Source organism: Kitasatospora sp. NPDC094028, from assembly GCF_049543595.1.
Classification (GTDB): Bacteria; Actinomycetota; Actinomycetes; order Streptomycetales; family Streptomycetaceae; genus Kitasatospora.
In genome coordinates this window covers 321,347-346,074 of record NZ_JBMVFA010000001.1, presented here as the reverse complement: position 1 = coordinate 346,074, position 24,728 = coordinate 321,347, and the positions used below count along the sequence as shown (strand labels likewise).

The 24,728-nt window shown below is 73.0% G+C and carries 25 protein-coding genes; 4 read left to right on the top strand and 21 right to left on the bottom strand.

The window, feature by feature from the left end; genetic code table 11:
- Positions 1-15: 15 nt before the first annotated feature.
- Genes hisF through hisD form a run of 8 tightly spaced genes read right to left on the bottom strand, consistent with a single transcriptional unit; the run spans position 16 to position 5,779 of the window.
- The gene (hisF, locus tag ACPC54_RS01570) at positions 16-786 is read right to left on the bottom strand and encodes an imidazole glycerol phosphate synthase subunit HisF (protein ID WP_498959983.1); all 771 of its coding nucleotides are present in this window, start codon (positions 784-786) and stop codon (positions 16-18) included.
- On the bottom strand, positions 783-1,214 hold the full coding sequence (locus ACPC54_RS01565) for a RidA family protein (protein ID WP_498959981.1): 432 nt from the start codon (positions 1,212-1,214) through the stop codon (positions 783-785). Before ACPC54_RS01565 ends, hisF begins: the two co-directional genes overlap by 4 nt.
- Positions 1,211-1,939, bottom strand: a complete 729-nt coding sequence (priA, locus tag ACPC54_RS01560) for a bifunctional 1-(5-phosphoribosyl)-5-((5-phosphoribosylamino)methylideneamino)imidazole-4-carboxamide isomerase/phosphoribosylanthranilate isomerase PriA (protein WP_498959979.1) — start codon at positions 1,937-1,939, stop codon at positions 1,211-1,213. The genes ACPC54_RS01565 and priA overlap by 4 nt, the downstream gene beginning before the upstream one ends.
- A 20-nt stretch (positions 1,940-1,959) precedes the next feature.
- Entirely contained in the window at positions 1,960-2,595 is a 636-nt protein-coding gene (gene hisH / locus ACPC54_RS01555) for an imidazole glycerol phosphate synthase subunit HisH (RefSeq protein WP_498959977.1), read from the bottom strand.
- 30 nt (positions 2,596-2,625) lie between these two features.
- Positions 2,626-2,778 (bottom strand): CG2302 family histidine operon protein, encoded by a 153-nt coding sequence (locus tag ACPC54_RS01550; RefSeq protein WP_045692087.1) that lies wholly within the window; start codon positions 2,776-2,778, stop codon positions 2,626-2,628.
- Entirely contained in the window at positions 2,775-3,368 is a 594-nt protein-coding gene (hisB, locus tag ACPC54_RS01545) for an imidazoleglycerol-phosphate dehydratase HisB (protein WP_498959975.1), read from the bottom strand. Before hisB ends, ACPC54_RS01550 begins: the two co-directional genes overlap by 4 nt.
- A 6-nt stretch (positions 3,369-3,374) precedes the next feature.
- Complete coding sequence (locus ACPC54_RS01540) at positions 3,375-4,475, bottom strand: histidinol-phosphate transaminase (protein ID WP_498959973.1); 1,101 nt, start codon at positions 4,473-4,475, stop codon at positions 3,375-3,377.
- Positions 4,472-5,779: a histidinol dehydrogenase gene (hisD, locus tag ACPC54_RS01535; RefSeq protein ID WP_498959971.1), complete on the bottom strand. Its 1,308-nt coding sequence runs from the start codon at positions 5,777-5,779 to the stop codon at positions 4,472-4,474. Before hisD ends, ACPC54_RS01540 begins: the two co-directional genes overlap by 4 nt.
- Positions 5,780-5,874: 95 nt before the next feature.
- On the opposite strand from hisD, the gene ACPC54_RS01530 reads away from it, so the two are divergent.
- The 3 genes from ACPC54_RS01530 to ybaK are packed head-to-tail and all read left to right on the top strand — an operon-like array spanning position 5,875 to position 8,758.
- Entirely contained in the window at positions 5,875-7,458 is a 1,584-nt protein-coding gene (locus ACPC54_RS01530; protein ID WP_498959969.1) for an oxidoreductase, read from the top strand.
- Positions 7,459-7,508: 50 nt separating this feature from the next.
- The gene (locus ACPC54_RS01525) at positions 7,509-8,246 is read left to right on the top strand and encodes an LON peptidase substrate-binding domain-containing protein (protein ID WP_498960543.1); all 738 of its coding nucleotides are present in this window, start codon (positions 7,509-7,511) and stop codon (positions 8,244-8,246) included.
- A 17-nt stretch (positions 8,247-8,263) separates the two neighbouring features.
- A complete protein-coding gene (gene ybaK, locus ACPC54_RS01520; protein WP_498959966.1) occupies positions 8,264-8,758 on the top strand; it encodes a Cys-tRNA(Pro) deacylase in 495 nt (164 codons plus the stop codon).
- 93 nt (positions 8,759-8,851) lie between these two features.
- Here ybaK and ACPC54_RS01515 read toward each other — a convergent pair whose 3' ends face one another.
- The 6 genes from ACPC54_RS01515 to ACPC54_RS01490 form a co-directional block, all read right to left on the bottom strand.
- Positions 8,852-9,655 (bottom strand): hypothetical protein, encoded by an 804-nt coding sequence (locus ACPC54_RS01515; RefSeq protein WP_498959964.1) that lies wholly within the window; start codon positions 9,653-9,655, stop codon positions 8,852-8,854.
- Between the two features lie 74 nt (positions 9,656-9,729).
- Complete coding sequence (locus ACPC54_RS01510; protein WP_498959962.1) at positions 9,730-10,539, bottom strand: ABC transporter permease; 810 nt, start codon at positions 10,537-10,539, stop codon at positions 9,730-9,732.
- Positions 10,536-11,534, bottom strand: a complete 999-nt coding sequence (locus ACPC54_RS01505) for an ABC transporter ATP-binding protein (RefSeq protein ID WP_498959960.1) — start codon at positions 11,532-11,534, stop codon at positions 10,536-10,538. The genes ACPC54_RS01510 and ACPC54_RS01505 overlap by 4 nt, the downstream gene beginning before the upstream one ends.
- An 84-nt stretch (positions 11,535-11,618) precedes the next feature.
- The gene (locus ACPC54_RS01500; RefSeq protein WP_498959958.1) at positions 11,619-12,923 is read right to left on the bottom strand and encodes an NYN domain-containing protein; all 1,305 of its coding nucleotides are present in this window, start codon (positions 12,921-12,923) and stop codon (positions 11,619-11,621) included.
- Positions 12,924-13,166: 243 nt separating this feature from the next.
- Positions 13,167-14,195 carry an aspartate-semialdehyde dehydrogenase gene (locus ACPC54_RS01495; RefSeq protein ID WP_498959956.1) on the bottom strand — a complete coding sequence of 343 codons (1,029 nt, stop codon included), beginning with the start codon at positions 14,193-14,195 and terminating at the stop codon, positions 13,167-13,169.
- Positions 14,196-14,308: 113 nt separating this feature from the next.
- Positions 14,309-15,196, bottom strand: a complete 888-nt coding sequence (locus ACPC54_RS01490) for a dihydrodipicolinate synthase family protein (protein ID WP_498959954.1) — start codon at positions 15,194-15,196, stop codon at positions 14,309-14,311.
- 72 nt (positions 15,197-15,268) lie between these two features.
- Here ACPC54_RS01490 and ACPC54_RS01485 point away from each other — a divergent pair, with 72 nt between their 5' ends.
- Entirely contained in the window at positions 15,269-16,156 is an 888-nt protein-coding gene (locus tag ACPC54_RS01485) for a LysR family transcriptional regulator (RefSeq protein ID WP_498959952.1), read from the top strand.
- A 67-nt stretch (positions 16,157-16,223) separates the two neighbouring features.
- Here ACPC54_RS01485 and dnaE read toward each other — a convergent pair whose 3' ends face one another.
- The 7 genes from dnaE to ACPC54_RS01450 all read right to left on the bottom strand — a co-directional run bounded on the left by dnaE (position 16,224) and on the right by ACPC54_RS01450 (position 24,646).
- On the bottom strand, positions 16,224-19,766 hold the full coding sequence (gene dnaE / locus ACPC54_RS01480; RefSeq protein ID WP_498959950.1) for a DNA polymerase III subunit alpha: 3,543 nt from the start codon (positions 19,764-19,766) through the stop codon (positions 16,224-16,226).
- A gap of 180 nt (positions 19,767-19,946) precedes the next feature.
- The gene (locus ACPC54_RS01475) at positions 19,947-21,032 is read right to left on the bottom strand and encodes a hypothetical protein (RefSeq protein WP_498959948.1); all 1,086 of its coding nucleotides are present in this window, start codon (positions 21,030-21,032) and stop codon (positions 19,947-19,949) included.
- A 55-nt stretch (positions 21,033-21,087) separates the two neighbouring features.
- The gene (locus ACPC54_RS01470) at positions 21,088-22,173 is read right to left on the bottom strand and encodes a hypothetical protein (RefSeq protein WP_498959946.1); all 1,086 of its coding nucleotides are present in this window, start codon (positions 22,171-22,173) and stop codon (positions 21,088-21,090) included.
- Positions 22,174-22,201: 28 nt separating this feature from the next.
- A complete protein-coding gene (locus ACPC54_RS01465) occupies positions 22,202-22,519 on the bottom strand; it encodes a hypothetical protein (protein WP_498959944.1) in 318 nt (105 codons plus the stop codon).
- Positions 22,520-22,655: 136 nt separating this feature from the next.
- Positions 22,656-23,864 (bottom strand): hypothetical protein, encoded by a 1,209-nt coding sequence (locus tag ACPC54_RS01460; RefSeq protein ID WP_498959942.1) that lies wholly within the window; start codon positions 23,862-23,864, stop codon positions 22,656-22,658.
- 162 nt (positions 23,865-24,026) lie between these two features.
- Positions 24,027-24,281, bottom strand: coding sequence for a hypothetical protein (locus ACPC54_RS01455; RefSeq protein ID WP_498959940.1), 255 nt, complete (start codon positions 24,279-24,281; stop codon positions 24,027-24,029).
- Positions 24,278-24,646, bottom strand: a complete 369-nt coding sequence (locus ACPC54_RS01450) for an ATP-binding protein (RefSeq protein ID WP_498959938.1) — start codon at positions 24,644-24,646, stop codon at positions 24,278-24,280. The genes ACPC54_RS01455 and ACPC54_RS01450 overlap by 4 nt, the downstream gene beginning before the upstream one ends.
- Positions 24,647-24,728 lie beyond the last annotated feature (82 nt).

The following is a 24,728-nucleotide window of genomic DNA, read 5'->3' as shown; positions in this document are numbered from 1 at the left end:
CTCCGGCACGAGCGGTCACCGCACCGGGTGCCCGGCCGCCCGCAGCGCGCCCTTGACGTCGCCGATCCGCAGGTCCCCGAAGTGGAAGACGCTCGCGGCCAGCACCGCGTCCGCGCCCGCCTCCACGGCCGGCGCGAAGTCGGCGAGCTTGCCGGCGCCGCCGGAGGCGATGACCGGCACCGAGACGGCCTTGCGCACGACCCGGATCATGTCCAGGTCGTAGCCGTCCTTGGTGCCGTCCGCGTCCATCGAGTTGAGCAGGATCTCGCCGGCCCCCAGCTCGGCCGCGCGCCCCGCCCACTCGACGGCGTCCAGCCCGGTGCCCTGGCGCCCGCCGTGCGTGGTGACCTCGAAGCCCGACGCCGTCTCGACGCCCTCCGGGCACCGCCGGGCGTCGACCGACAGCACCAGCACCTGCCGCCCGAACCGCTGGGCGATCTCCCGGACGAGCTCCGGCCGCGCGATCGCCGCCGTGTTGACCCCGACCTTGTCGGCGCCGGCCCGCAGCAGCTTGTCGACGTCCTCGACGGCCCGGACGCCGCCGCCGACGGTCAGCGGGATGAACACCTGCTCGGCGGTGCGCCGGACCACGTCGTAGGTGGTCTCGCGGTCACCCGAGGAGGCGGTGATGTCGAGGAAGGTGAGCTCGTCGGCGCCTTCGGCGTCGTAGAGCTTGGCCATCTCGACGGGGTCGCCGGCGTCGCGCAGGTTCTGGAAGTTGACGCCCTTGACCACCCGCCCGGCGTCGACGTCCAGGCAGGGGATGACACGTACTGCGAGGGTCACGGCTGATTGCCTTCCAGGGTCTTTGCCAGCCCGGCTCGGTACGCGTCGATCTCGACCTCGACCATCATCCGGGAGTCGATCAGGCCCTCGACCACCACCATGGTGGCCACCGGGCGGGTGGCGTCGAAGAGTTCGCGGTGGGCGCGGCCCACCTCCTCGGCGTCGCGGACGTGCGTGATGTACATCCGGGTGCGGACGACGTCGTCCGCGGTCAGACCGTACGCGGCCAGGGCGCTGAGCCCGACGCCGAAGGCGGCGAGGGCCTGCTGGTAGGGGTCGCCCTCGTGCTCGATCCGGCCGTCCACCCACGCGGTGGAACCGCCGACGTGCACGTGGTCGCCCGCGGCGACCGCCCGGGCGAACCCGAACTCCTCCTCCCAGGGGGAGAAGCCGCCGACCCGCCCGCGTACGATCCGCCCGTCCGTCATCCGGAAACCGCCTCCAGGGCCTCTTCGAGGGTGAACTTCTGCTCGTAGAGTGCCTTGCCCACGATGGCGCCCTCGACACCCTCGCCGACGAGGCCGGCGATGGCCCGCAGGTCGTCGAGCGAGGAGACGCCGCCGGAGGCGACGACCGGGCGGTCGGTGGCGGCACAGACGTCGCGCAGCAGCTGCAGGTTGGGGCCGGTGAGGGTGCCGTCCCGGTTGACGTCGGTGACGACGTAACGGGCGCAGCCCTCGTCGTTCAGCCGCTGCAGCACGTCGAAGAGCTGGCCGCCGTCGCGGGTCCAGCCGCGGCCGCGCAGGGTGGTGCCGACGACGTCGAGGCCGACCGCGATCTTGTCGCCGTGCTCGGCGATGGCCTTGGCGACCCACTCGGGGGCTTCGAGGGCGGCGGTGCCGAGGTTGACCCGGGTGCAGCCGGTGGCGAGGGCGCGGGCGAGCGACTCGTCGTCGCGGATGCCGCCGGACAGCTCGACCTTGATGTCCAGCCGGCCGGTGACGTCGCGCAGCATCTCGTAGTTGCTGCCCGTCCCGAAGGCGGCGTCGAGGTCGACGAGGTGCAGCCACTCGGCGCCGGCGTTCTGCCAGGCGAGGGCGGCGGCGAGCGGCTCGCCGAAGGAGGTCTCGGTGCCGGAGGCGCCCTTGACCAGGCGGACGGCCTGCCCGTCGCGGACGTCGACGGCGGGCAGCAGCTCAAGGCTCATGCTCATCAGATACAACTCTCAGACGGTCAGAGGGTGTTGACCCAGTTGGTCAGCAGGGCGGCGCCGGCGTCGCCGGACTTCTCGGGGTGGAACTGGGTGGCCCAGAGCGGGCCGTTCTCGATGGCCGCGACGAACGGCTGCCCGTGCGTGGCCCAGGTGACCAGCGGCGGGTTGATCCGCGCGCTGTGGGTCTCCAGCTCCCAGTGCCGCACCCCGTAGGAGTGCACGAAGTAGAAGCGGGTGTCGGCGTCGAGGCCGGCGAACATCCGGCTGCCCTCGGGCGCGTCCACCGTGTTCCAGCCCATGTGCGGCACGACGGGGGCGTCCAGCGGCTCGACGGTGCCGGGCCACTCGTCGCAGCCGGCCGTCTCCACGCCGTGCTCGACCCCCTTCTCGAAGAGGATCTGCATGCCGACGCAGATGCCCATGACGGGGCGGCCCCCGGCGAGCCGGCGGCCGATGATCCAGTCGCCGCGGACGGACTTCAGGCCGCGCATGCACGCCTCGAAGGCGCCGACGCCGGGGACGAGCAGGCCGTCCGCGGCCATCGCGGTGTCGTAGTCGGAGCTGACCGTGACGTTCGCCCCGGTCCGTTCGAGGGCGCGCTGCGCGGAGCGGAGGTTGCCGGAGCCGTAGTCGAGGACGACGACGTTCTTGCCCATGGTCAGGTGTCCAGTCTTTCTGCGGCGGGGCTACAGGCGCAGCAGGCCCGAGGCCAGGCACATCACGGAGCCGATGGCGAGCACCAGGATGACGCTCTTGGACTGCTTCTGCTTCCAGAAGGAGATCACCCCGCCGGCCAGGAAGAGGCCGACGAAGATGAGGATCATCGCGGTGTTGTTCACAGCGCACCCTTGGTCGACGGGAGGATTCCGGCCGCGCGCGGGTCGTGCTCGGCGGCGTAGCGCAGCGCCCGGGCGAGCGCCTTGAACTGGCACTCCACGATGTGGTGCGCGTTGCGCCCGTACGGGACGTGGACGTGCAGCGCGATCTGCGCCTGGGCGACGAAGGACTCCAGGATGTGCCGGGTCATCGTGGTGTCGTAGGCGCCGATCATCGGCGCCATGCCCTCGGGCTCGCTGTGCACCAGGTACGGCCGGCCGGAGAGGTCGACGGTGACCTGGGCGAGCGACTCGTCCAGCGGCACCGTGCAGTTGCCGAAGCGGTAGATGCCGACCTTGTCGCCGAGCGCCTGCTTGAAGGCGGCACCGAGGGCGAGCGCGGTGTCCTCGATGGTGTGGTGGGTGTCGATGTGCAGGTCGCCGTCGGTCTTGACGGTGAGGTCGAAGAGACCGTGGCGGCCGAGCTGGTCGAGCATGTGGTCGTAGAAGCCGACGCCCGTGGAGATGTCGGTCCGGCCGGTGCCGTCGAGGTCGATCTCGACGAGGACGGAGGTCTCCTTGGTGGTGCGCTCGACGCGTCCGATGCGGGACATGAGGGGTTACAGCTCCTTGGTGACTCTGCGGACGGCGTCCAGGAAGGCGTCGTTCTCGGCCGGCGTGCCGGCGGTGACGCGCAGCCACCCGGGGACGCCGTTGTCGCGGACCAGCACGCCCTGGTCGAGGATGGCCTGCCAGACGGCGTGGGTGTCGGCGAAGCGGCCGAACTGGACGAAGTTGGCGTCCGAGTCGGTCACCTCCAGGCCCATCGCGCGCAGCGCGCCGACCAGCCGGTCGCGCTCCTCCTTGAGCCGGCCGACGTACCCGAGCAGGGTGTCGGTGTGCTCCAGGCAGGCGAGCGCGGTGGCCTGGGTGACGGCGGACAGGTGGTACGGCAGGCGCACCAGCTGGACGGCGTCGACGACGGCCGCGTCGGCGGCCAGGTAGCCCAGGCGCAGCCCGGCGGCGCCGAAGGCCTTGGACATGGTGCGGCTGACGACCAGGTTGGGGCGGCCCTCGATCAGCGGCAGCAGCGAGGCGCGGTGCGAGAACTCGACGTACGCCTCGTCGACGACGACCAGGCTGGGCCGGGCGGCCTGCGCGGCGTCGTACAGCCGCAGCACGGTGTCGGCGGAGACCGCGGTGCCGGTCGGGTTGTTCGGCGAGCAGACGAACACCACGTGGGGCCGGTGTTCGGCGATGGCCGCGAGGGCGGCGTCCACGTCGATGGTGAAGTCGTCGCCCCGCGGGCCGGAGATCCAGCCGGTGCCGGTGCCCCGGGAGATCAGCGCGTGCATCGAGTACGAGGGCTCGAAGCCGAGGGCGGTGCGGCCGGGGCCGCCGAAGGTCTGCAGGAGCTGCTGCAGCACCTCGTTGGAGCCGTTGGCGGCCCAGACCTGCTCGCGCGCGACCGGGAAGCCGGTGGTGCGGGTCAGGTACCCGGCCAGGCCCTCGCGCAGTTCGACGGCGTCCCGGTCGGGGTAGCGGTTGAGCCCGCGGGCGGCCTCGGCGACGCGCTCGGCGATCCGGGCGACCAGCTCCTCGGGCAGCGGGTACGGGTTCTCGTTGGTGTTGAGCTGGACGGGCACGTCCAACTGCGGTGCGCCGTACGGGGACTGGCCGCGCAGCTCGTCCCGGATCGGCAGATCGTCGATACGTGTCACGACCCCGGCACCGTCCAGTCGAAGCGAGCCTTGATGGCGTCCCCGTGACCGGGCAGGTCCTCGGCGTTCGCCAGGTTGACGACGTGCGCGGCGACGTCCGCCAGCGCGTCCCGGTCGTACTCGACGACCTGAACGCCGCGCAGGAAGGTCTGCACGGACAGCCCGGACGAGTGGCAGGCGCAGCCGCCGGTGGGCAGCACGTGGTTGGAGCCGGCCGCGTAGTCGCCGAGCGAGACCGGGGTCCAGCGGCCGATGAAGACCGCGCCCGCGTTGACCACCCGGGCGGCGACCGCGTGCGGGTCGCGGGTCTGGATCTCCAGGTGCTCGGCCGCGTACGCGTTGACGACGGTGAGGCCCTGGTCGAGGTCGTCGACCAGGATGATGCCGGACTGCCGGCCGCCGAGGGCCTCGGCGACGCGCTCGCTGTGCTTGGTCCGCGCGACCTGCACGGCCAGCTCGGCCTCGACGGCGTCGGCCAGCGCCGGGGAGTCGGTGACCAGCACCGAGCCGGAGGTGGGGCCGTGCTCGGCCTGGCTGATCAGGTCGGCGGCGACGTCGGACGCCAGCGCGCTGTCGTCGGCGAGGACGGCGATCTCGGTCGGGCCGGCCTCGGAGTCGATGCCGATCCGGCCGGCGAAGAAGCGCTTGGCGGCGGCCACGTAGATGTTGCCGGGGCCGGTGACCATGTTCACCGGCGCGCACTCCTCGGTGCCGAGGGCGAACATCGCGACCGCCTGGGCGCCGCCGACCGAGTAGACCTCCTCGACGCCGAGCAGCGCGCAGGCCGCCAGGATCGTCGGGTGGACGCGCCCGCCGAACTCTTTCTGCGGCGGGGAGGTGACCGCGATGCCCGTCACGCCCGCCTCCTGGGCCGGCACCACGTTCATCACCACGGACGACGGGTACACCGCCAGCCCGCCCGGCACGTACAGCCCGACCCGCTCGACCGGCACCCACCGCTGGGTGACCGTGCCGCCCGGCACCACCTGCGTGGTGTGCCCGGTGCGGCGCTGGTCGGCGTGCACGGCGCGGGCCCGGCGGATCGACTCCTCCAGCGCGGCGCGCACCTTCGGGTCCAGCGTCTCCAGGGCCTCGGTCAGCTGATCGGCCGGGACCCGGGTCGACTCCAGCCGGACGCCGTCGAAGCGCTCGGTGATCTCGATCAGCGCCGCGACCCCGCGATGGCGTACGTCCTCGGCGATCGGCCGCACCTTCTCCAGGGCGGCCGCCACGTCGAACTCGGCACGGGGCAGCAGGTCACGCGGGTCGTCCAGCGAGCCGCGGAGGTCGATTCGAGAGATCACGCCACCCAGTGTAAGGAGTGCCCGGAAGCGCTGGTCCCGCATATCAGTCCGTGATACGAAGGGCGAGACGACCGGGGGACGGGGGGAGACCGTAGATGCTGTGCGTTCCAGAGGCTCCGGAAGGCTGGTCCGACACCGAACGCGAGCTCTGGGAGGCGTTTCGGCACGGCAACGTCTTCGACCGCCGCGCGGGTGACGCCGACACCGACGACCCCTTCGGCGCCGCGACGTGGGGTTCGTCACGCACCGTGCGCGCCGAGGTGGTGGCCCAGCTGCTGCTGGCCGGCCCGGAGGCGGTGCCCGGCCGGGTCGCCTCGCTGCGGATGAACGGCGTGCTCGTCACCGGCGCGCTCAACCTCGCCGGCGGCCGGATATCCCACTACCTGGAGCTGTACGGCTGCCGCTTCGACCACAAGGTCCTGGTCTCCGAGGCCGAGGCCAGCACCCTGCGCCTGGTCGAGTGCCTGCTGCCGCGCCTGGAGGCCTCCCGGCTGACCACCAGCGGCGACCTCCACCTCGCCCGCTCCCGCGTCCCCGAGGGCATCCGGCTCACCGACGCCAAGATCGGCACCGACCTGCTGCTCAACCTGGCCAAGGTCGGCGGCGACCGCTACGGCCGCGCGATCTCCGCCGACGGGATCGCCATCCACCAGGACTTCGAGGCCGAACGCATCGAGGTGGACGGCGAGTTGAGCATCCGTACGGCCCGGATCGGCGGCCGGCTGTCGCTGCGCGGCGCCCAGCTGCGGGCCGCCCCGCAGAACCGCACCTGCCTCAACGCCGTCCGCGTCACGGTCGGCCACACCCTGTACCTGACCGGCTCCGCGGACATCGGCTGGATCGGCTCCCGCAGCTACTACGGCTCCGGCTACGGCCAGATCCCGCCGCCGGACGGCCCGATCACCCCGTTCCGCGCCTACGGCCGGGTCCGGCTCTCCGACAGTCGCTTCGAGGGCGCCTGCCTGATCTCCGGCGAGTTCCACCTCACCGACGGCGACGAGCTGTCGCTGCGCCGCATCCACACCCCCGAGTTGCGCTTCACCTGCCGCTCCCGCCCCACCGGCCCGGTCTCGCTGTCCCGCGCCCGGATCGGCAACCTGGTCGACACCCCGGGCGCCTGGCCGCGCGGCAAGCACCTCGACCTGACCGGCTTCGTCTACGACTGCCTGCGCCCGGTCGGGGCCTTCACCATCCAGCAGCGCATCGCCTGGCTGGAGGGCTCCTCGGTGGAGTTCCAGCCGGAGTCGTACGAGCAGATGGCCGCCGCGCTGCGCCGCGACGGCGCCGACGACGACGCCCGCGAGGTGCAGTACGCCAAGCAGCGCCGCCGCCGGGCCACCATGCCGATGCCCGGCCGGTTCTGGGGCCTGGTCCAGGACGTCACGGTCGGCTACGGCTTCCGCCCCGGCCGGGCCGGCCTGTGGCTGCTGATCGCCTGGGCGCTCGGCAGCACCTGGTTCGCCACCCACCCGCTGGACCCGCTGAAGCCGGACGAGCACCCGCACTGGAACCCGGTGCTGTACACCCTCAACCAGCTGCTGCCCATCGTCGACCTCAACCAGGGCGCCTGGAACCCGGGCGGCGCCGAGCAGTGGATCTCCGCCGGGCTGGTCGTGGTCGGCTGGCTGCTCGCCTCCACCGTCGTCGCGGGCGCCACCAGGATGCTGCAGCGCGGCTGAGGCCCTCGGGCGCGATAACGCGGGGCACGCCCGGCCCCGGGGGAACTACGCTGTCCGCCGTGACAGAACGGCTCCCGCTCTTCCCGCTGAACACCGTGCTCTACCCGGGCCTGGTGCTGCCCCTCAACGTCTTCGAGGAGCGCTACCGCCGTCTCGTCGCCGACCTGCTGGAGCACCCCGAGGACGAACCGCGCCGCTTCGGCGTGGTCGCCATCAAGGACGGCCGCGAGGTCGCCCCGGTGCGCCCCGAGGAGGGCCCGGCCGGCCCGCTCGACGGCCTCGGCACCGTCACCGGGGACCCACTGGAGGCGGTCTTCCACCTCGGCTGCGTGGCGGACGTCTCGTCCGCCCAGCAGCAGCCGGACGGCCGCTACGACCTGCTCGTCACCGGCACCACCCGCTTCGTGCTGCGCTCGGTCGACGCCTCCGGCCCGTACCTCACCGGCGAGGTGGAGCCCGTCGAGGAACGCCCCGGCGAGGGCTCCGGCGCCCTGGCCGCCGAGGTCGAGCGGGCGTTCCGGGTCTACCAGAAGCGGCTGGCCGGCGCCCGCGAGGCCAGCACGGTCGGCCGCCAGGAACTGCCGGACGACCCGCAGGTGCTCTCCTACCTCGTCGCCGCCGCCTCGGTCTTCGAGACGCCGGTCAAGCAGCAGCTGCTCGCCTGCCCGGACACCGCCCAGCGGCTGCGCACCGAACTCGACCTGCTGCGCCGCGAGTCCGCGGTGCTCAGCTGGCTGCCCTCGCTGCCGGCCGTCGACCTCACCCGCCAGTCCTTCAGCCCCAACTGACGCGAGGCACCCCACCCATGGCCAAGAAGCCGAAGAAGGGCGGCCAGGGCACCCCCGCCACCGTCGCCCTGGAGACCGCCGCCGTCCCGTTCACCGTCCACGCCTACGAGCACGACCCGGCCGCCGCCTCCTACGGCGGCGAGGCGGCCGAGGCGCTGGGCGTCACGCCCGATCGGGTGTTCAAGACCCTCGTCGCCGACGTCGACGGCACCCTGACGGTCGGCGTCGTCCCGGTCGCCGGCCAGCTCGACCTCAAGGCCCTCGCCGCCGCGGTCGGCGGCAAGCGCGCCGCCATGGCCGACCCGGCCGCCGCCGAGCGCAGCAGCGGCTACGTCCGCGGCGGCATCTCCCCGCTCGGCCAGCGCCGCCCGCTGCGCACCGTCGTCGACGCCAGCGCCCTCGCCCACCCCACCGTCTACGTCTCGGCGGGCCGCCGCGGCCTGGAGGTCGAACTCTCCCCCGCCGACCTCGTCGCCCTCACCGACGCCCGCACCGCCCCCATCGCCCGCTGACGGGACGCCCGGGGGCCACGGCGGGGAAACGCGCGAGGCGGAAGGCTCCGGGCCCGTACCGAACCCGTCGACCTCCCGCCTCGCGCACCGCTCTCAGCCCTGGACCCGGTCCCCCGGCGCCCCGGGTGCCCCCGGCATCCCAGGTGCCCCCGGCGCCCCGGGTGCCTCGGGCAACTCGGGCGCCCCTTCCGGAGGCGTCCCGTACGTGCCGGCCGGCGTGCCCCAGTACGGCGGCGGGTCCTCCTCCCGCTTGCCGAACATCGCCGACAGCGCGAGCAGCACCACCATCGCCGCCATCGGCCACACCAGCAGCGCCCCCCGCGCCCCGAGGTCGATGCTCGCGTCGAAGTGCCCGCCGTTGCCGACCCTGCGCGCCTCGCCGATCAGGTTGTCGCTGGGCCCGAGCCACGCCCCGATCCGCCAGGCCCCGATCGAGCCGAGGAGCCCGCCCACGGCGAGCCCGACCGCGACCGCGATCCCGCCCCCGCGCTTGCGGGTGACCAGGAAGGCCCCGAGCGCGGTGAGGATCCCGGCGCCCAGCGCGATGAGGACGAACACCGCGTCGGCCCCGGCCCGCTGCTCGCCCTCCGGGTCCCCGTAGAGGATCCGGTCGCCGTCGACGACGAGCGGCACCTTGGGCGCGAGCCAGGCCCACAGCCCGGCCATGACCACACCGGCCAGCAGGCAGGCGAGCACCGCCCCGGCCCCGACCCGCAGTTCGGGCACCAGCCGCTGCCCGGCCGTGGGCGCTGGCACCAGCTCGGCGGGCAGCGGGACGACGTCCCCGGCCTCCGGGGCGCCCGTGGGGGGCGCGAACGGGTCGCGGGCGGTGTCCGGAACGGCCCGCACGTCGGCGTCGGCGTCGGAGCGATCCGGAGGTGTGTTCGGTACGGTCACGGGCCCCATCGTTTCACGTCGGCCGTCGGGACGGCGGGACACCCCGCGCCCGGGACCGCGCCCGGCCCCGGGAGCTACCGGGAGACGGCCCGCCGGTACGCCCAGGTGGCGACCGCCAGCGACGCCACCCCGACCGCCGCGCACACCCCGAGGTCCGCCGCCACCATCGCCCAGTCGGGGTCGGGGCTGAACGTCCGGGCGAAGGCCTCGACCCCGTACGTGGACGGCAGCAGGTCCCGCAGCCAGAGCACGGGCTGCGGCAGGTGGTCGACGGGCAGCACGCCGAGCAGCAGGGCCGCCGACATGCCGAGCTGCCCGAGCATGGTGGCGATCTCCTGCCGGGGGGCCAGCAGCCCGCAGGCGGCACCCAGCCCGGACAGCGCCGCACCGGCCAGCGGCACGACGGCCAGCAGCACCCACAGCTGCCCGAGCGGCAGCCCGAACATCACCCCGCCGATCACCGCCGTCGCCAGGGTCCCCGGCAGCGTGAACGACGCGTACGCACCGGCCGCCCCGAGCACCACCGAGGCCGCTGGCACCGGCAGCGTCGCGTAGTGGTCCAGGCCGCCGGTGGCCCGCAGCTTGCCGAAGTACTGCGCGAGCAGGTTCAGCGCCACGAAGGCGACGACCAGCACGCTCGACCCGGCGACCACCGACCGCGCCGCCGAGGTCTGCCCGGCGTCGACGACGCCCCGCATCATCACCAGGATGCCGACCGACTGGAAGGTCGCCACGAACAGCAGCGGGATGCGCGCCACCCGGGCCCGGGCGAGCTGCGCCCGGTAGACGGCGGCGAGCGCGGGCAGCAGCCGCGCGGAGGGGCCGAGCGGGGCCGGGGTGGCGGCCCGCCGGTCGGTCTGCGGCGGCACCGAGAGCAGCGTCACTTGGCCAGTCCTCCGTGGCGGCCGCCGAGCTTGAGGTAGGCGTCCTCAAGGCTCGGGGTGGCGAGGGTGAAGTCGTCGAGCGCCGCGAAGGCCGGGCCGGTGGTGACGGCGGCGACCAGCTCGCGGGCTTCTTCGGGGGTGGTACGGACGGTCCAGCGGCGCCCGGTGCGCTCGGCCCGGGCGGCGAGCGCGGCGACGGCGGGGACACCGGTCGGCGCCTCGTCGCGCCAGACCAGGTCGAGCCGGACGTCGCCGTCGACGAGCGCCTTGAGCCCGCCGGGCGTGTCGCAGGCGATCACCCGGCCCTCGTCGATCACGGCGACCCGGTCGAGGACGGTCTCCGCCTCGATCACGTTGTGGGTGACCAGCAGCACGGTCGTGCCGTGCTCGGCCCGGCGCCGGTCGACGGCGCCCCAGACGGCCCGCCGGGCGACCGGGTCCATCCCGGTGGTCGGCTCGTCGAGGACGAGCAGCGGCCGCTCCCCCACCAGGGTGGCCGCGAAGCAGGCGAGCCGGCGCTGCCCGCCGGAGAGCTTGGCCAGCGGACGGGCGGCGATGGGCTCCAGCCCGAGCTCGGTCAGCACCTCGGCGGCCCCGGCCCGGGCTGCGGCGCGCGAGAGCCCGCGCAGCCGGCCGGTGGTCTCGGCGGCCAGCGCGACGGTCAGCTCGTCCAGCGCCGTCGACTCCTGCCCGAGGTAGCCGAGCAGCCTCGCGGCCCGTTCGGGGTGCCGCACGATGTCGTGCCCGAGCAGTTCGACCGAGCCCGAGTCCGGCCGCAGCAGTCCGGTGAGCTGGCGCACCAGCGTGGACTTGCCGGCGCCGTTGGGGCCGAGCAGCCCGAAGATCTCGCCCTGCCGGACGGTGAGGCCGATGCCGTCGTTGGCCCGGATCTCGGTGGCGGCGGCGCCGCGCCCGGTGCGGTACGTCCGGACGAGGTCGCGTACGGCGATGCACGGCGGGGTGTCCTGGGGTGCTCTCCCGACCGTCTCGTTCACGACCGACGACTCTACGCGCTCACACGCGCCGACCGGACACCGGGCACCGGCCGCCGACCGCCGGACGGGGCTCCCGGGAGCGCCTCAGTCGTCGACCACCATGGACCCGCCGGGCACCCGGGCCGCGAGCTCCTTCCAGAACCCGGCCCGGATCGCGTACCGGTCGTGCTCGTCGATCTGGTCGTCCTTGTGGGCGAGCAGCCCGAAGCGGGCGGCGTAGCGCAGCAGCTCGCCGTCGACGCGGTGCGGGATGCGCGGGTAGTCGGGCCAGAGCACGGTGAGTTTCTCGACGTCGCCGAGCCGGTCGCTCCAGCGCCGGGCGAAGACCTGCCCGACCTCGTGGGCGTCGCCCCCGATGGAGGTGATGTCCTCCTCGCGGTCGGCCCAGCGCTGTTCGGCGGTGGTGAGCTGGGCCAGCGTCGGCAGGTTGTCACCGGCGGTGACGGACGGCTCCGGCGCGGGCCGGTCCACCCAGCCCCGGTCGGAGGACCACCGCAGCACCGGCCCGCCCGCGCCGTGCCCGTTGGCGTGGCCGTTGACCTGCCCGTGCGGGTGCCCGTTCGCCTGGCCGTGGGCCTGCCCGTTGACGGCCGGGGCGACCGGGCTGACGGCCGGGGCCCGCCCGGCGAGGTCCTTGGGCGTCGGGACGACCCGCAGGGCGGCGGCGGGCTGCGGCGCCCCGTTCGCGGCAGGCGCCTCGGGCGCGGCCGCGGCGGCGGGCTCGCCGGCCGCCGGGACCACACCGGGGACGACGGACGGCACGGCGGGCGGCGCGGCGAGGATCTTGGCGATCTCGTGCCGGGCGGCGCCCGACCCGGGGGCCGGGAAGGCGGTGGGGGTCTCCCGCAGCGAGAACGAGCCCTCGATCCACTCGCGGTCGAGCACCCGCCGTTCGTCGGCCTCGCCGACCAGGTCCTCGGACTGGTTGAAGTCGCCGTCCGCCGCCTGCAGGGCCCACAGGTGGACGGCGACGCCGTGCTCCTTGGCGGTCATCATGCCGGGCAGCAGGTCGCCGTCGCCGGTGATCAGCACGACGTCGGCGCAGGCCCGGTTGCGGGCGAGCTCGGAGAGCTCGGCGTGCATCGCGGCGTCGACGCCCTTCTGCACCCAGCGTCCCTCGGCCCGGGTGAGCGCGCCGAGCCGCACGGTGACCCGGGGCAGGACGCGCAGCCGCCGGTGCTCGGGCATCGGGCGCCGGTCGGGGGCCGCGTCGAACCAGTAGATGCGCAGCAGCGGCAGCCCGGTCTCGGCCTCCGCGCGTTCGCGCAGGGCGCTGATCAGCGCGGTGTGGTCGACGGTGACCCTGGAGCGGGACGGGTCGCCGGCGAGCAGGCTGGCGGCGGCGCCCAGCAGGTATCCGGCATCCACCAGGACGACACAGCGGTCCATCCGCGCACCTTCTTTCCGCTCGCCCTCGGGGGTTCCGACTGGGTGGGCGGTCGCCCGTCGTTCGGGCGTGTGGGGTGAGGGGCCCCCGTGGCCGCCCGATCGTTGGGTCACCTTTTCCCACTGGTTCACCCGCCGAACCACGGGGGATGTCCCGGTACCGCAACAGCCGCCCCAACGATCCGCAAAGAAACGCGAAGGCGGGCCCCGTTCAACGACGGGGCCCGCCAAACGTCACCTCGGGTGTCAGCCGCGCAGCTCCGCGGCGACGAGTTCGGCCAGCTGGACGGCGTTGAGCGCGGCGCCCTTGCGCAGGTTGTCGTTGGAGACGAACAGCGACAGGCCGTTCTCGACGGTCTCGTCCGCCCGGATGCGGCCGACGTAGCTCGGGTCCCTGCCCGCGGCCTGGAGCGGGGTGGGGATCTCGGACAGCTCGACGCCGGGGGCGCCGGTGAGCAGCTCGACGGCCCGCTCGGGGCTGATCGGGCGCTCGAAGCGGGCGTTGATCTGCAGCGAGTGGCCGGAGAAGACCGGGACGCGGACGCAGGTGCCGGACACCTTGAGGGCGGGGATGTCGAGGATCTTGCGGCTCTCGTGGCGGAGCTTCTGCTCCTCGTCGGTCTCGTTGGAGCCGTCCTCGACGATGGCGCCGGCCAGCGGCACCACGTTGAAGGCGATCGGCCTCTTGTAGACCTTGGGCTCGGGGAACTCGACGGCGCCGCCGTCGTGGGCGAGCCCGGCGGCGCCGTCCACGACCTTGGCGGCCTGCTCCTGCAGCTCGGCGACACCGGCCACGCCGCTGCCGGAGACGGCCTGGTAGGTGGCGACGACGAGGGCGGCCAGGCCGGCCTCCTCGTGCAGCGGGCGCAGCACGGGCATGGCGGCCATCGTGGTGCAGTTGGGGTTGGCGATGATGCCCTTGGGGCGGTTCGCGACGGCCTCCGGGTTGACCTCGGAGACGACCAGCGGGACCTCGGGGTCGCGGCGCCAGGCGGAGGAGTTGTCGATGACGACGGCACCGGCGGCGGCGACCTTGGGGGCGAGCGCCTTGGAGGTGGTGCCGCCGGCGGAGAAGATCACGATGTCGAGGCCGGTGTAGTCGGCCGTGGCCGCGTCCTCGACGGTGACCTCGGTGCCCTGCCAGGGCAGCGTGCGCCCGGCCGAGCGGGCCGAGGCGAACAGCCGCAGCTGCTCGACCGGAAAGTTGCGCTCCGCCAGGATCTCGCGGACCACGCCGCCGACCTGGCCGGTCGCCCCGACAATGCCGATCTTCATTCCGACTACTCCTCTGGATGGTGCCGTCTACAGCCGCACACTGCCCATCATGCCTTGTCACGGGCCTCGGACGACTTGGTGTTCCACGCTGTGAGAGGGGGCGCGGACAGCCCCTAGTGGTCCAGACCATTCGCGAGGTCCAGCGCCGCCGCGACCTCCGCCGCGCCGGCCGGCAGCAGCGGCAGCCGGACGTCCGGGGTCGGGATCCGGCCCTGGGCGTGCAGCACGCCCTTGGTCACCGAGGGGTTCGGCGCGGTGAAGGCCGCCAGCGCCAGACCGGTCAGCCGGTGCCCGAGCGCCCGCGCCCGCTCGACGTCCCCGGCCCGCCAGGCCTCGTCCAGCTCGACGAACCGGCCGGTCGCCAGGTGCGCGGAGGCGAGGATGCCGCCGGCCGCGCCGAGGGCCAGCATCGGCGGCAGGAAGGCGTCCTCGCCTGTGAGGAAGGCGAACCCCTCCGGGGTGTCGGCGAGCAGCTCGGCGGCCGTCTGGTCCAGCCCGCCGGTCGCGTACTTCACGCCCACCACGCCGTCGATCGCGGCGAGTTCGCGCAGCGCGGCGGTGGAGAGCTGCTGCCCGGTGCGGTACGGGATGTGGTAGACGACCAGCGGCAGCGGGCTGCTCGCGGCCAGCGCCCGGAAGTGCGCGACCGTCCCGGCCTCGCCCGCCCGGACGAAGGCCGGCGTGGTGACCAGCGCCGCCGCGCCCGGCACCCGGGCGCCGAGCGCGGCCAGCGCCTCGCCGACCGCCCGGGTGTCGCCGCCGGACGCGCCGACGATCAGCTGGGCTCCGCGCCCGGCGCAGACGGCGGCGACGACGTCGACCACCGTGTCCCGCTCCTCGGCGGTGAGCGCGGCGGGCTCGCCGGTGGTGCCGAGCGCGGCCAGGCCGGCCGCACCGGCGTCGAGCAGGTCGGCGGCCAGCTTCTCCAGCGCGTCGAGGGCGACCGAGCCGTCGGCGGCGAACGGGGTGATCAGGGGGACGTAGATGCCCTTGAGGTCCATGCCCACGATCCTGCGGCCGAGCGGATCCCCAGGTCCAGTTCACGTATGTGACGCTTCTCGTAAGCTGAGCCGATGCTCGACGTCCGACGCCTGCGCCTGCTGCGCGAACTCGCCCACCTCGGCACCATCGCCGCCGTCGCCGAGGCGCTCTCCTTCAGCCCTTCGGCGGTGTCCCAGCAGCTGTCCGTCCTGGAGAAGGAGGCCGGTGTCCCGCTGCTGGAGCGTACCGGGCGGCGGGTGACGCTCACCCCGGCGGCGCTCGGGCTGGTCCGGCACGCCGAGGCGGTGCTCGCCCTGCTGGAGCAGGCCGACGCCGAACTCGCCCACACCAAGCGGGGGTTGGCCGGCCCGCTGCGGATCGGCACCTACCCCTCGGCGGCCCGGGCGATCATCCCCGGAGCACTCGCCGAACTGGCCGCCTGGCACCCCGGGCTGGAGCCGATGGTCACCGAGGTCGACCCGGCGGGCGTCGGCGCGGCGCTGCGGGCGGGAGAGCTGGACGTGGCGCTGGTGCACGAGTACGACCTCGTCCCGGCCGACCCGGAGCCGGGCCTGGCGCTCACCCGGCCGCTGTTCACCGAGCCGATGTACCTGGCCGGGCGCGCCGCCGGCACGATCGCCGAGCAGCGCGCCGCGCCGTGGATCATGTCCCCGCCCGGCACGCTCTGCCACACCATGGCCGTCCGGGCCTGCGAGGCGGCGGGCTTCGCGCCGCGCATCCGGCACCAGATCGACGACTTCACCACCGTGCTGGCGCTGGTCGCGGCCGGCCAGGGGGTGGCCCTGGTCCCGCACCTGGGCACGGCCCAGCAGCCGCCCGGGGTCGTCCTCACCCGGCTGCCGATGTACCGCCGCACCCGCGCCGCCTTCCGCGCCGGCGCGGGCTCCCACCCGGCCATCTCGGCCTTCGTCTCGGCCCTGCACACGGCGGTCCCCCCGGGCCTGGGCAGCGGGTCCTGAGGCAGCGGGTCCTGAGGCAGCGGGTCCCGAGAAAGGGGCGGGGCCCGGAGCGCCGCCCCGTGCCGTTCTAACCGGCCGAGCCCGCCAGGCAGCTGGGCCCCAGCAACTGCTTGAGGTCCCCGAACAGCGCCGGGTCCGACTTCACCCGGTGCCGGTCGAGCCGCAGCACCGTCGTCTTGGTCCGGCTCTCCAGCCGCAGCCGGACCTCGGTGGTCCCCCGGTGGCTGCCGAGCACCTCGCCGAGCCGGGCGACCAGCGGCGGGGTGACCTTCCCGCTCGGGATGTTGATGACGATCGGCGCCTCGGCGTGCGCGTTCGACAGGTCCGGCACGGACAGCTCCATGCCCATCAGCCTCGGCACGTCCTCCCGCTTGTCGAGCTTGCCGCGCACGAACACCACGGCGTCCTCGACCAGTTGCGAGGAGACGAGCTGGTAGCTCGCCGGGAAGAACATGCAGTCGATGGAGCCGGCCAGGTCCTCGACCGTCGCGATGGCCCAGGCGTTGCCCTGCTTGGTCATCTTCCGCTGGAGGCCCGAGATGATGCCGCCGATGGTGACGATCGTCCCGTCCGGCCGCTCGGCGAGGTCGGCGACCGCGCAGTCGGACTTGTCGGCGAGCACGTGCTCGATGCCGTGCAGCGGGTGCGAGGAGACGTACAGGCCGAGCATCTCCCGCTCCTGGGTGAGCAGGAAGGACTTCTCCCACTCCTCCTCGGAGAAGACGACGTCGAGCCCGAAGCTCGGCTCGTCCGTGGTGGCGTCGCCGCCGAACAGGTCGAACTGCCCCTCCGCCTCCTTGCGCTTCACGCCGACGACGTTGTCGATCATCGGCTCGAACTGCGCGCTCAGGCCCTTGCGGGTGTGCCCGAGGGAGTCGAACGACCCGGCCTTGATGAGGGATTCGACGGTCCGCTTGTTGCAGACCACCGACTCGACCTTGTCGAGGAAGTCGGGGAAGGAGGTGAACTTCCCCTTCGCCTTCCTGGTCCGGATCATCGACTCGACGACCGGCCCGCCGACGTTGCGGATCGCCGTCAACCCGAAGCGGACGGTGGTGTCACCGTGCGGGGTGAAGTCCGAGTCGGACTCGTTGACGTCCGGCGGCAGCACCTGGATGCCCATCTTGCGGCACTCGTTCAGGTAGACCGCGGACTTGTCCTTGTCGTCCTTGACGGAGGTCAGCAGGCCGGACATGTACTCGGCCGGGTAGTTGGCCTTGAGGTACGCCGTCCAGTACGAGACCAGCCCGTACCCGGCGGTGTGCGCTTTGTTGAACGCGTAGCCGGAGAAGGGGACGAGGACGTCCCACACCGCCTGGATGGCCGCGTCCGAGTAGCCGCGCTCGCGGCAGCCCTTCTGGAAGGGGACGAACTCCGCTTCCAGGATCTCCTTCTTCTTCTTGCCCATCGCGCGGCGCAGCAGGTCGGCCTGGCCGAGCGAGTAGCCGGCCAGGATCTGCGCGGCCTTCTGCACCTGCTCCTGGTAGACGATCAGGCCGTAGGTCGGCCGGAGCACCTCCTCCAGGGGCTTCTCCAGCTCCGGGTGGATCGGGGTGATCTCCTGCTGGCCGTTCTTGCGCAGCGCGTAGTTGGTGTGCGAGTTGACGCCCATCGGGCCCGGTCGGTACAGCGCCAGAACCGCGGAGATGTCTTCGAAGTTGTCGGGCTTCATCAGCCGCAGCAGCGAACGCATCGGCCCGCCGTCGAGCTGGAAGACGCCGAGCGTGTCGCCGCGCGCCAGCAGCTCGTAGGTCGGCTTGTCGTCGAGCGGCAGCTTCAGCAGCTCGATCTTCTCGCCCTTGTTCTTCTCGATCGCCTTGACGGCGTCGTCCATGATCGTCAGGTTGCGCAGGCCGAGGAAGTCCATCTTGAGGAGGCCGAGGCCTTCACAAGTCGGGTAGTCGAACTGCGTGATGGTGACGCCGTCGGTGTGCCGGGTCCAGACCGGGATGTGGTCGGTCAGCGGCTCGGCGGACATGATGACGCCGGCCGCGTGCACGCCGGGCTGGCGGATCAGGCCCTCGATGCCGCGCGCGGTGTCGATGACCTTCTTGACGTCCGGGTCGCTCTCGTACAGCCCGCGGATCTCGCCGGCCTCGCCGTAGCGCGGGTGGCTGCTGTCCGTGATGCCGGACAGCGGGATGCCCTTGCCCATGACGTCCGGCGGCATCGCCTTGGTGATCCGGTCGCCCATCGCGTACGGGTAGCCGAGGACCCGCGAGGAGTCCTTGATGGCGGCCTTCGCCTTGATGGTGCCGTACGTGACGATCATGGCGACCTTGTCGGATCCCCACTTCTCCGTCACGTACCGGATCACGTCACCGCGCCGGCGCTCGTCGAAGTCGATGTCGACATCGGGCATGGAGATGCGCTCGGGGTTGAGGAAGCGCTCGAAGATCAGGCCGTGCGGGATGGGGTCGAGGTCGGTGATGCCCATCGCGTACGCGACCAGCGAGCCGGCCGCCGAACCACGGCCGGGGCCCACCGCGATGCCCTGGCTCTTCGCCCACATGATGAAGTCGGCGACCACGAGGAAGTACGCCGGGAACCCCATCTGGATGATGGTGTCCATCTCGTACTCGGCGAGCTTCTTGTGCTCCTCGTCGTAGCCCTCCGGGAAGCGCCAGTCCATGCCCTCCCAGACCTTGGACTTGAAGAAGTCCGCCTCGGACTCGAAGCCCTCCGGGATGGGGAAGCGGGGCATCAGGTTCTTGAACTTGAACATGCCCTCGGTGTCGACCCGCGAGGCGACCAGGAGCTGACTGTTGCGGCAGCCCTCCTGCCAGGCGTCCGAGGAGTCCAGCGCGTACATCTCGGCGGCGGACTTGATGTAGTAGCCGGTGCCGTCGAAGCGGAAGCGGTCCGGGTCGGACAGGTTCTTGCCGGTCTGCACGCAGAGCAGCAGGTCGTGCGCGCCGGCGTCGGCCTCGGTGGTGTAGTGCGAGTCGTTGGTGACGACCGGGGGGATGCCGAGCTTCTTGCTGATCTCCAGCAGCCCGTCGCGGACCCGCTTCTCGATGTCGAGGCCGTGGTCCATCAGCTCCAGGAAGTAGTTCTCCTTGCCGAAGATGTCCTGGTAGTCGGCGGCCGACTTCAGCGCCTCGTCGAACTGGCCCAGGCGCAGCCGGGTCTGCACCTCGCCGGACGGGCAGCCGGTGGTCGCCATCAGGCCGCCGGACAGGTCGGAGATCAGCTCCTTGTCCATCCGCGGCCACTTCACCAGCCAGCCCTCGGCGTAGGAGCGCGAGGTCAGCTTGAAGAGGTTGTGCAGGCCCTCCTTGTTCCGGGCCCAGATGGTCTTGTGGGTGTACGCGCCGGACGCGGAGACGTCGTCCTTCTTCTGATGCGGCTGGCCCCACAGGACGCGCTTGGTGTTGGAGCGGGACTCGGGCGCGACGTACGCCTCGATGCCGATCACCGGGGTGATCCCGGCGGCCGTGGCCTGCTTGTGGAACTCGGCGGCGCCGTACATGTTCCCGTGGTCGGTCATCGCGACGTGGGTCTGGCCCAGCCGCTCGACCTCCTTGAACATCTGCTTCAGCCGGGCGGCACCGTCCAGCATCGAGTACTCGGTGTGGACGTGCAGATGCGCGAACGGCTGATCGCTCAAGGCGGGGCCTCCGGAGGCTGGTGCTGGTCTGGTGCGCCGGTGAACGCGCAGGTCGCAGGGGGGATGCCCGGGAAATGGATGTGGCCCGGAACACCTCACGGGGTCCGGACCATCACTCACACGTTCACGCGTCCACTCTAGCTCCCCCGTGCCGCGTCCCCCCGCCCGGGAGGAGGGCCCTCAGCTCAGCCCGGTGAGTCGCGCGGCGGCGGCGTTCCTGACCTCGGACGCCTCGATCGGATCGTCCCGGAGCTCGGCCAGGCGCTCCCGGACGTGGGGGCGGTCGGGGGCGCGCTCGATCCCGAGCAGCCGGGCGTCGTCCTGGCAGTCCCAGAGCGATTCGGCGTGTGCGGCGTCCAGGCCGGCCGGGTCGATCGCGGCCAGGGCTTCGAGGTAGGCGGGGCGCTCGTACGAGTGCGGGGTGTACAGCCAGAAGCGCCGCAGCAGCGGGACGGCCTCGGCGGCCTCCGCGGGGTGGCGGGCGAGGCCCCGCGCCATCCGCTCCGGGCCGCACCAGACGTCGTCCGCCCAGTCCCGCTGCAGCTCGGCGAGGAGGGCGGGAACGTCCTGGGCCTCGCCGTGTTCGGCCAGGACGGTCAGGCCCTGCCACACCAGCCAGCGGGTGCCGGAGGCGGCCCACTCACGGGCGGCGGGCACGGCGAGGGCGCCGAGCCTGGTGATGTTGCCGCTCAGCAGGACCAGCGGGCGCTCGCCGTCCGCCTCGGTGAGGGAGGGGACGAGCGGCACGAGGCCGGGGTCGGGGTCGCGGCGGCGCAGGACCCGCAGGGCCTCGATCCTGTCGTCCTCCGAGGTGTCCGGGTCGGCCAGCAGGGCGAGCAGCGCGGGATTGTCCAACTCGGCCAGGGGGCTGGGCTGCTGCTTCCGCTCCACCGGCGGGTACGGCTCCTCCTCCCGGACGTGCAGCCGTACGGCCTCCCGGGCCTCCTCGGACCCGCCGCGCGCCAGCAGGCGCAGGATCTCGGCGGCCCGGTCGTGGCCGTACTCGTCGCCGGTGGTCAGCACCTCGACCACCGGACCGAGCGGCAGCTCCAGGTCGCGGATCAGCCGGGCCAGGTAGAGCGAGCGGTCGTCGACCAGCCAGTCCCACCGCCAGTCGCGGCGGACGCAGGCGTACACGAGGTCGGCCGCTTCGGCGGGGTTCCGGGCTGCCCGGATCGCACCCTCTCCCCGGCCGCGTTGGAGCTGGCCGAGGAGGGTCTTCGACGGGGCGTAGTAGTCGGCGTCGTCCTCGGTCTCCTCGGGCATGCGGCCCATCCTGCCGCAGCCCGTGCCGACGCCGCCGGTGATTATTCGACGGTGATTATTCGGCGGACGGCGGGGAGCAGCCCGGGCTGCCCACGGTCGCCGCGCAGACCGTCAACCGCTGCCAGCCCCCGTCCCGCGGGACCTGCACGCTCCGCAGCGTCTCGGACTGCCGGCCGCAGATCGTGCAGTACCGGCGGCGCTGCGCGTCGGCGGGCTGCGCGTACGGGTTGTCCGGCGACGGGGAGGGCGACGGGAAGGGCGGGGGCAGCGGCGGCACCGGCTGGGGCGCGGGTGCGGGTGCCGGTGCGGCCTGCGCCGGGTAGTCGGCGGGCGCCGGCCCGAACCCGGTGGCCGGCGGCGCCGCCGGCGGGGGCGGTACTACGGGCGGGGGCGGTACTGCGGGCGGGGGCGGCAGCAGGGGCCGGGGTGGGGCCGCGGGCGGGGGCGGCACCGGCGGCGCCGGTGGCGTGTCGTCCCAGATGCGTGCACCGCGCACCAGGTTCCGGAAGTCGTGCCGGCACTTGCCGCAGGTGGTGAGCACAGCCTCCTCGCGCTGGTCGCCGCACCCGGGGCAGAACGTCACCGGGCGCTCGTAGGACTTGGTGCTCTCGCAGCGCGCGCAGACGAAGTCGGGATCCAGCTTGGCCTGGCGGAACACCGTGCTGAACACCTGGAAGGGGTTGGCGTCCTTGCTCCCGGCGGTCGCGCCGAGCAGGGACACCGCCATGCTCAGGCGGCGGTTCCTCTTCTGCACCCGCTTCAGGTCCAGGTTGACGACCTTGGCGTGCTTGCAGTCCTGGCAGACGCACAGTGTGCGCACGGGCAGCTGGGAGCGGATCGCCGCCTGCTGGTGCAGGAACTGGAAGGTGAGCTTGTGGCCGGTCGGGATCTCCACGGTTTCGAGCTCGTAGACGCCCTGGGAGATCCTGCTCTCGATCAGCCCGGCGAGGTCGAACACCTTCACCCGGAGCGCGTCCGGCAGTGAGGGCGCCTGGCGCGCGTGCGCCCGCTCGGAGCCGATCATCGCGGGGATCGCCAGCATCGCGCTGACCACGGGCATGTCGAGCACCGCCTGGCCCGCGTCCGAGACGAACCGGACGTGAGTGGTGCCCGCCCAACCCGCCAGGCGACCGGGGATCATCGAGCTGCTCCTTCGACAAGAGCCGTCGTCAGAACAGGTCCAGGCCGTCGAACGCCGAGTCGCCGTCGTGGCCGCTGTCGTGACCGTACTCGTGGCCGTGCGTGAGGCCGCTGTCGTCGGAGGCGTGGTCGCCGCCCGCCGCAGTGTGGCCGAGGGCGGCCTCGGACTCGTGGGAAGCCGCCGCGCTGAAGGTCTCCGTCACGGAGAGGTAGCTCTCGAAGCTGACCTCCGAGACCTCGACGACGTCGACTTCGTGGACCTCGACTTCGGTCTCGGCGGCGAACGAAGCACTGCTCTCCTCCACGCCGTAGTTGTCCTCCGCCAGGAATCCGTCCCACTCACGCATGTGCCCCCCAAACGTCGTCGGCAGCCGGGTCGGACTGGCGGGACCCGGTGCACGTTCGGGGATCACAATAGAGCCCAACGACGCCGCCAAACCTCGAAGTTCGCGATTGGTCGAGGGACTGTGACGAAGTGGTCGGTCAGCCGGCGAGCCGCGCCTCGGCGGCCTTGCGGACCTCCGGCTTCTCCAGCGGATCGTCCCGCAGCCCGGCGATCCGGCGGAGGAGATACGGACGGTCGGGAGCCTGCTCGACACCGAGCAGGCGGGCGTTCGCCTCGCAGTCCCAGAGGGATTCGGCGTACGCCTCGGGCAGGCCGGCGGCGCCGATCGCGGCGAGCGCGTCCAGGTAGAGGGCGCGCTCGGAGGAGTGCGGGGTCTGCAGCCAGAAGCGGCGCAGCAGGGAGGCGGCTTCGGCGGCGGCCGGGCCGGAGCGGCCGAGCGCGGCGGCGATGTAGCCGGGGCCGGACCAGGTCTGGTTGGCCCAGGCCCGTTCCAGGGCTTCGAGGAGGACGGGGACGTCCTGGGTGTCGCCGAAGCGGGCCAGAACGACGTGGCCGATCTTCGCCAGCCAGGGTGTGGTGGAGGCGGCCCACTCGCGGGCGGCGGGGAGGGCGAGGGCGTCGAGTTTGATGACGACGCCCGTCAACGGGACGAGCTCGGAGCTGCCGTCCGCCGTGCCGAGGGCGGGCACGAGCGGGAGGACGCGCGGGTCGGGGGCTCGGCAGAAGAGTTGCGTGAGGGCGTCGGACTTCCGGTCCTCGGACTCGGCGGGGTCGGCGAGCAGGCGCAGGAGGTCGTCGTTCGGCAGCTCGGAGACCAGGATGGGGCGGTGGGCGAGGCGGGACAGGGGGACGGCGATGCCCCAGCGCTCCCAGCAGCGGCCCCAGGGGTTCTGCCGGCCGCCCCGACCTTCGGCCAGGCGCCGGCGGGCGGTGTCGGCGAGGTCGTCCCACCATTCGACGGGGTAGCCCTCCGCCATCCGCTCCAGGACGGTGATCCAGCGCTCGCCGTCCCGGACGTACGCCCGCAGGGCCTCCAGGGCATCGGCGTCGACGATCGCCAGCAGTTCGAGGACGTCCAGGGCGCGGTGGAAGGCGTACTCGTCGGCGGACAGCAGCTCGGCGACAGGGGCGATGGGGAGCTTGAGGTCCCGGACGAGGCGGGCGAGGTAGCGGGACCGGTGGTCGGTCACCGGATCCCAGGCCCACTCGTAGCGGATGCAGCCGTGGACGAGCTCGGCGGCAGCGGCCGGGTCCTCGGCGGCGATCAGGGCACCTTGGCCTCGCCCGCGCTGGAGGAGCCCGAGGAGGGTGTTCGCCGGTGCGTACTCGTATCGCCGCTCTGCCATGAGGTCAATCGTGCCGCAGCCCCCGGCGCGGTCGGGCGGCGGGGGCGGGCGGGGATCAGGCGTCCTCGTCCGGTTCGGGCGGGGTCGCGCGGAGGGCGGTGATGACGCCCAGCGCGACGGTGGCGAACGCGAGGGCGAGGAGGACGGCGAAGGCCGCCCCGATCAGGAATCGCACGGGCGCTCGCGTTCGGCGTCGAGGAGCAGGGTGAGGAGGTTGAGGAGGGTCGAGACCGGAGCCGTGTTGAAGCAGACGAGGGGGCGACCGTCGATGGTCTGGTCGGTGTCGGCGGAGGGCCAGATGAGGCCGAACTTCTTGCCGCGCTCGTGGAGTTCGGCGAGGAGCGTGCGGACGTGGGCGTCGGTGTACCCGGGGATCCGGGGATCGGTCGGCTGCATCGGCCGGCGTCGGCGGCTCACGCAGCGGCGTCCAGCCGCAGCTCGAACCAGACGGACTTGCCACGCTCTTGGGGGTCGACGCCCCACCGGTGGGTGAGCCCCTCGACGAGCTGCAGGCCCCGCCCCGATTCGGCGAGGAGGCCGAGGGCCTGGGTCGAAGGGGCGATCGGGCTCTCGTCCGTGACCGAGACCCGGAGGGTGCGGTCGACGGAGATGATCTGGACGATCGGAGCAGGGGTCGCCCCGTGCCGCCAGGCGTTGACGAGGAGTTCGCACAGCGCGAGCTGCGCGTCGAAGATCGAGGACGGCGCCCAGCCGACGCGGGACATGGTGTCGCCGAGGGACTGGCGGGCGATGGCGAACGAGGGCGTGTTCAAGTGACGCATGGGACTTCTCCCCAGATGCGAAGAGGGAAATGGCATGACAACAGCCAGGCCTGACGATCCATCGGATCGGTGTGACATTGAC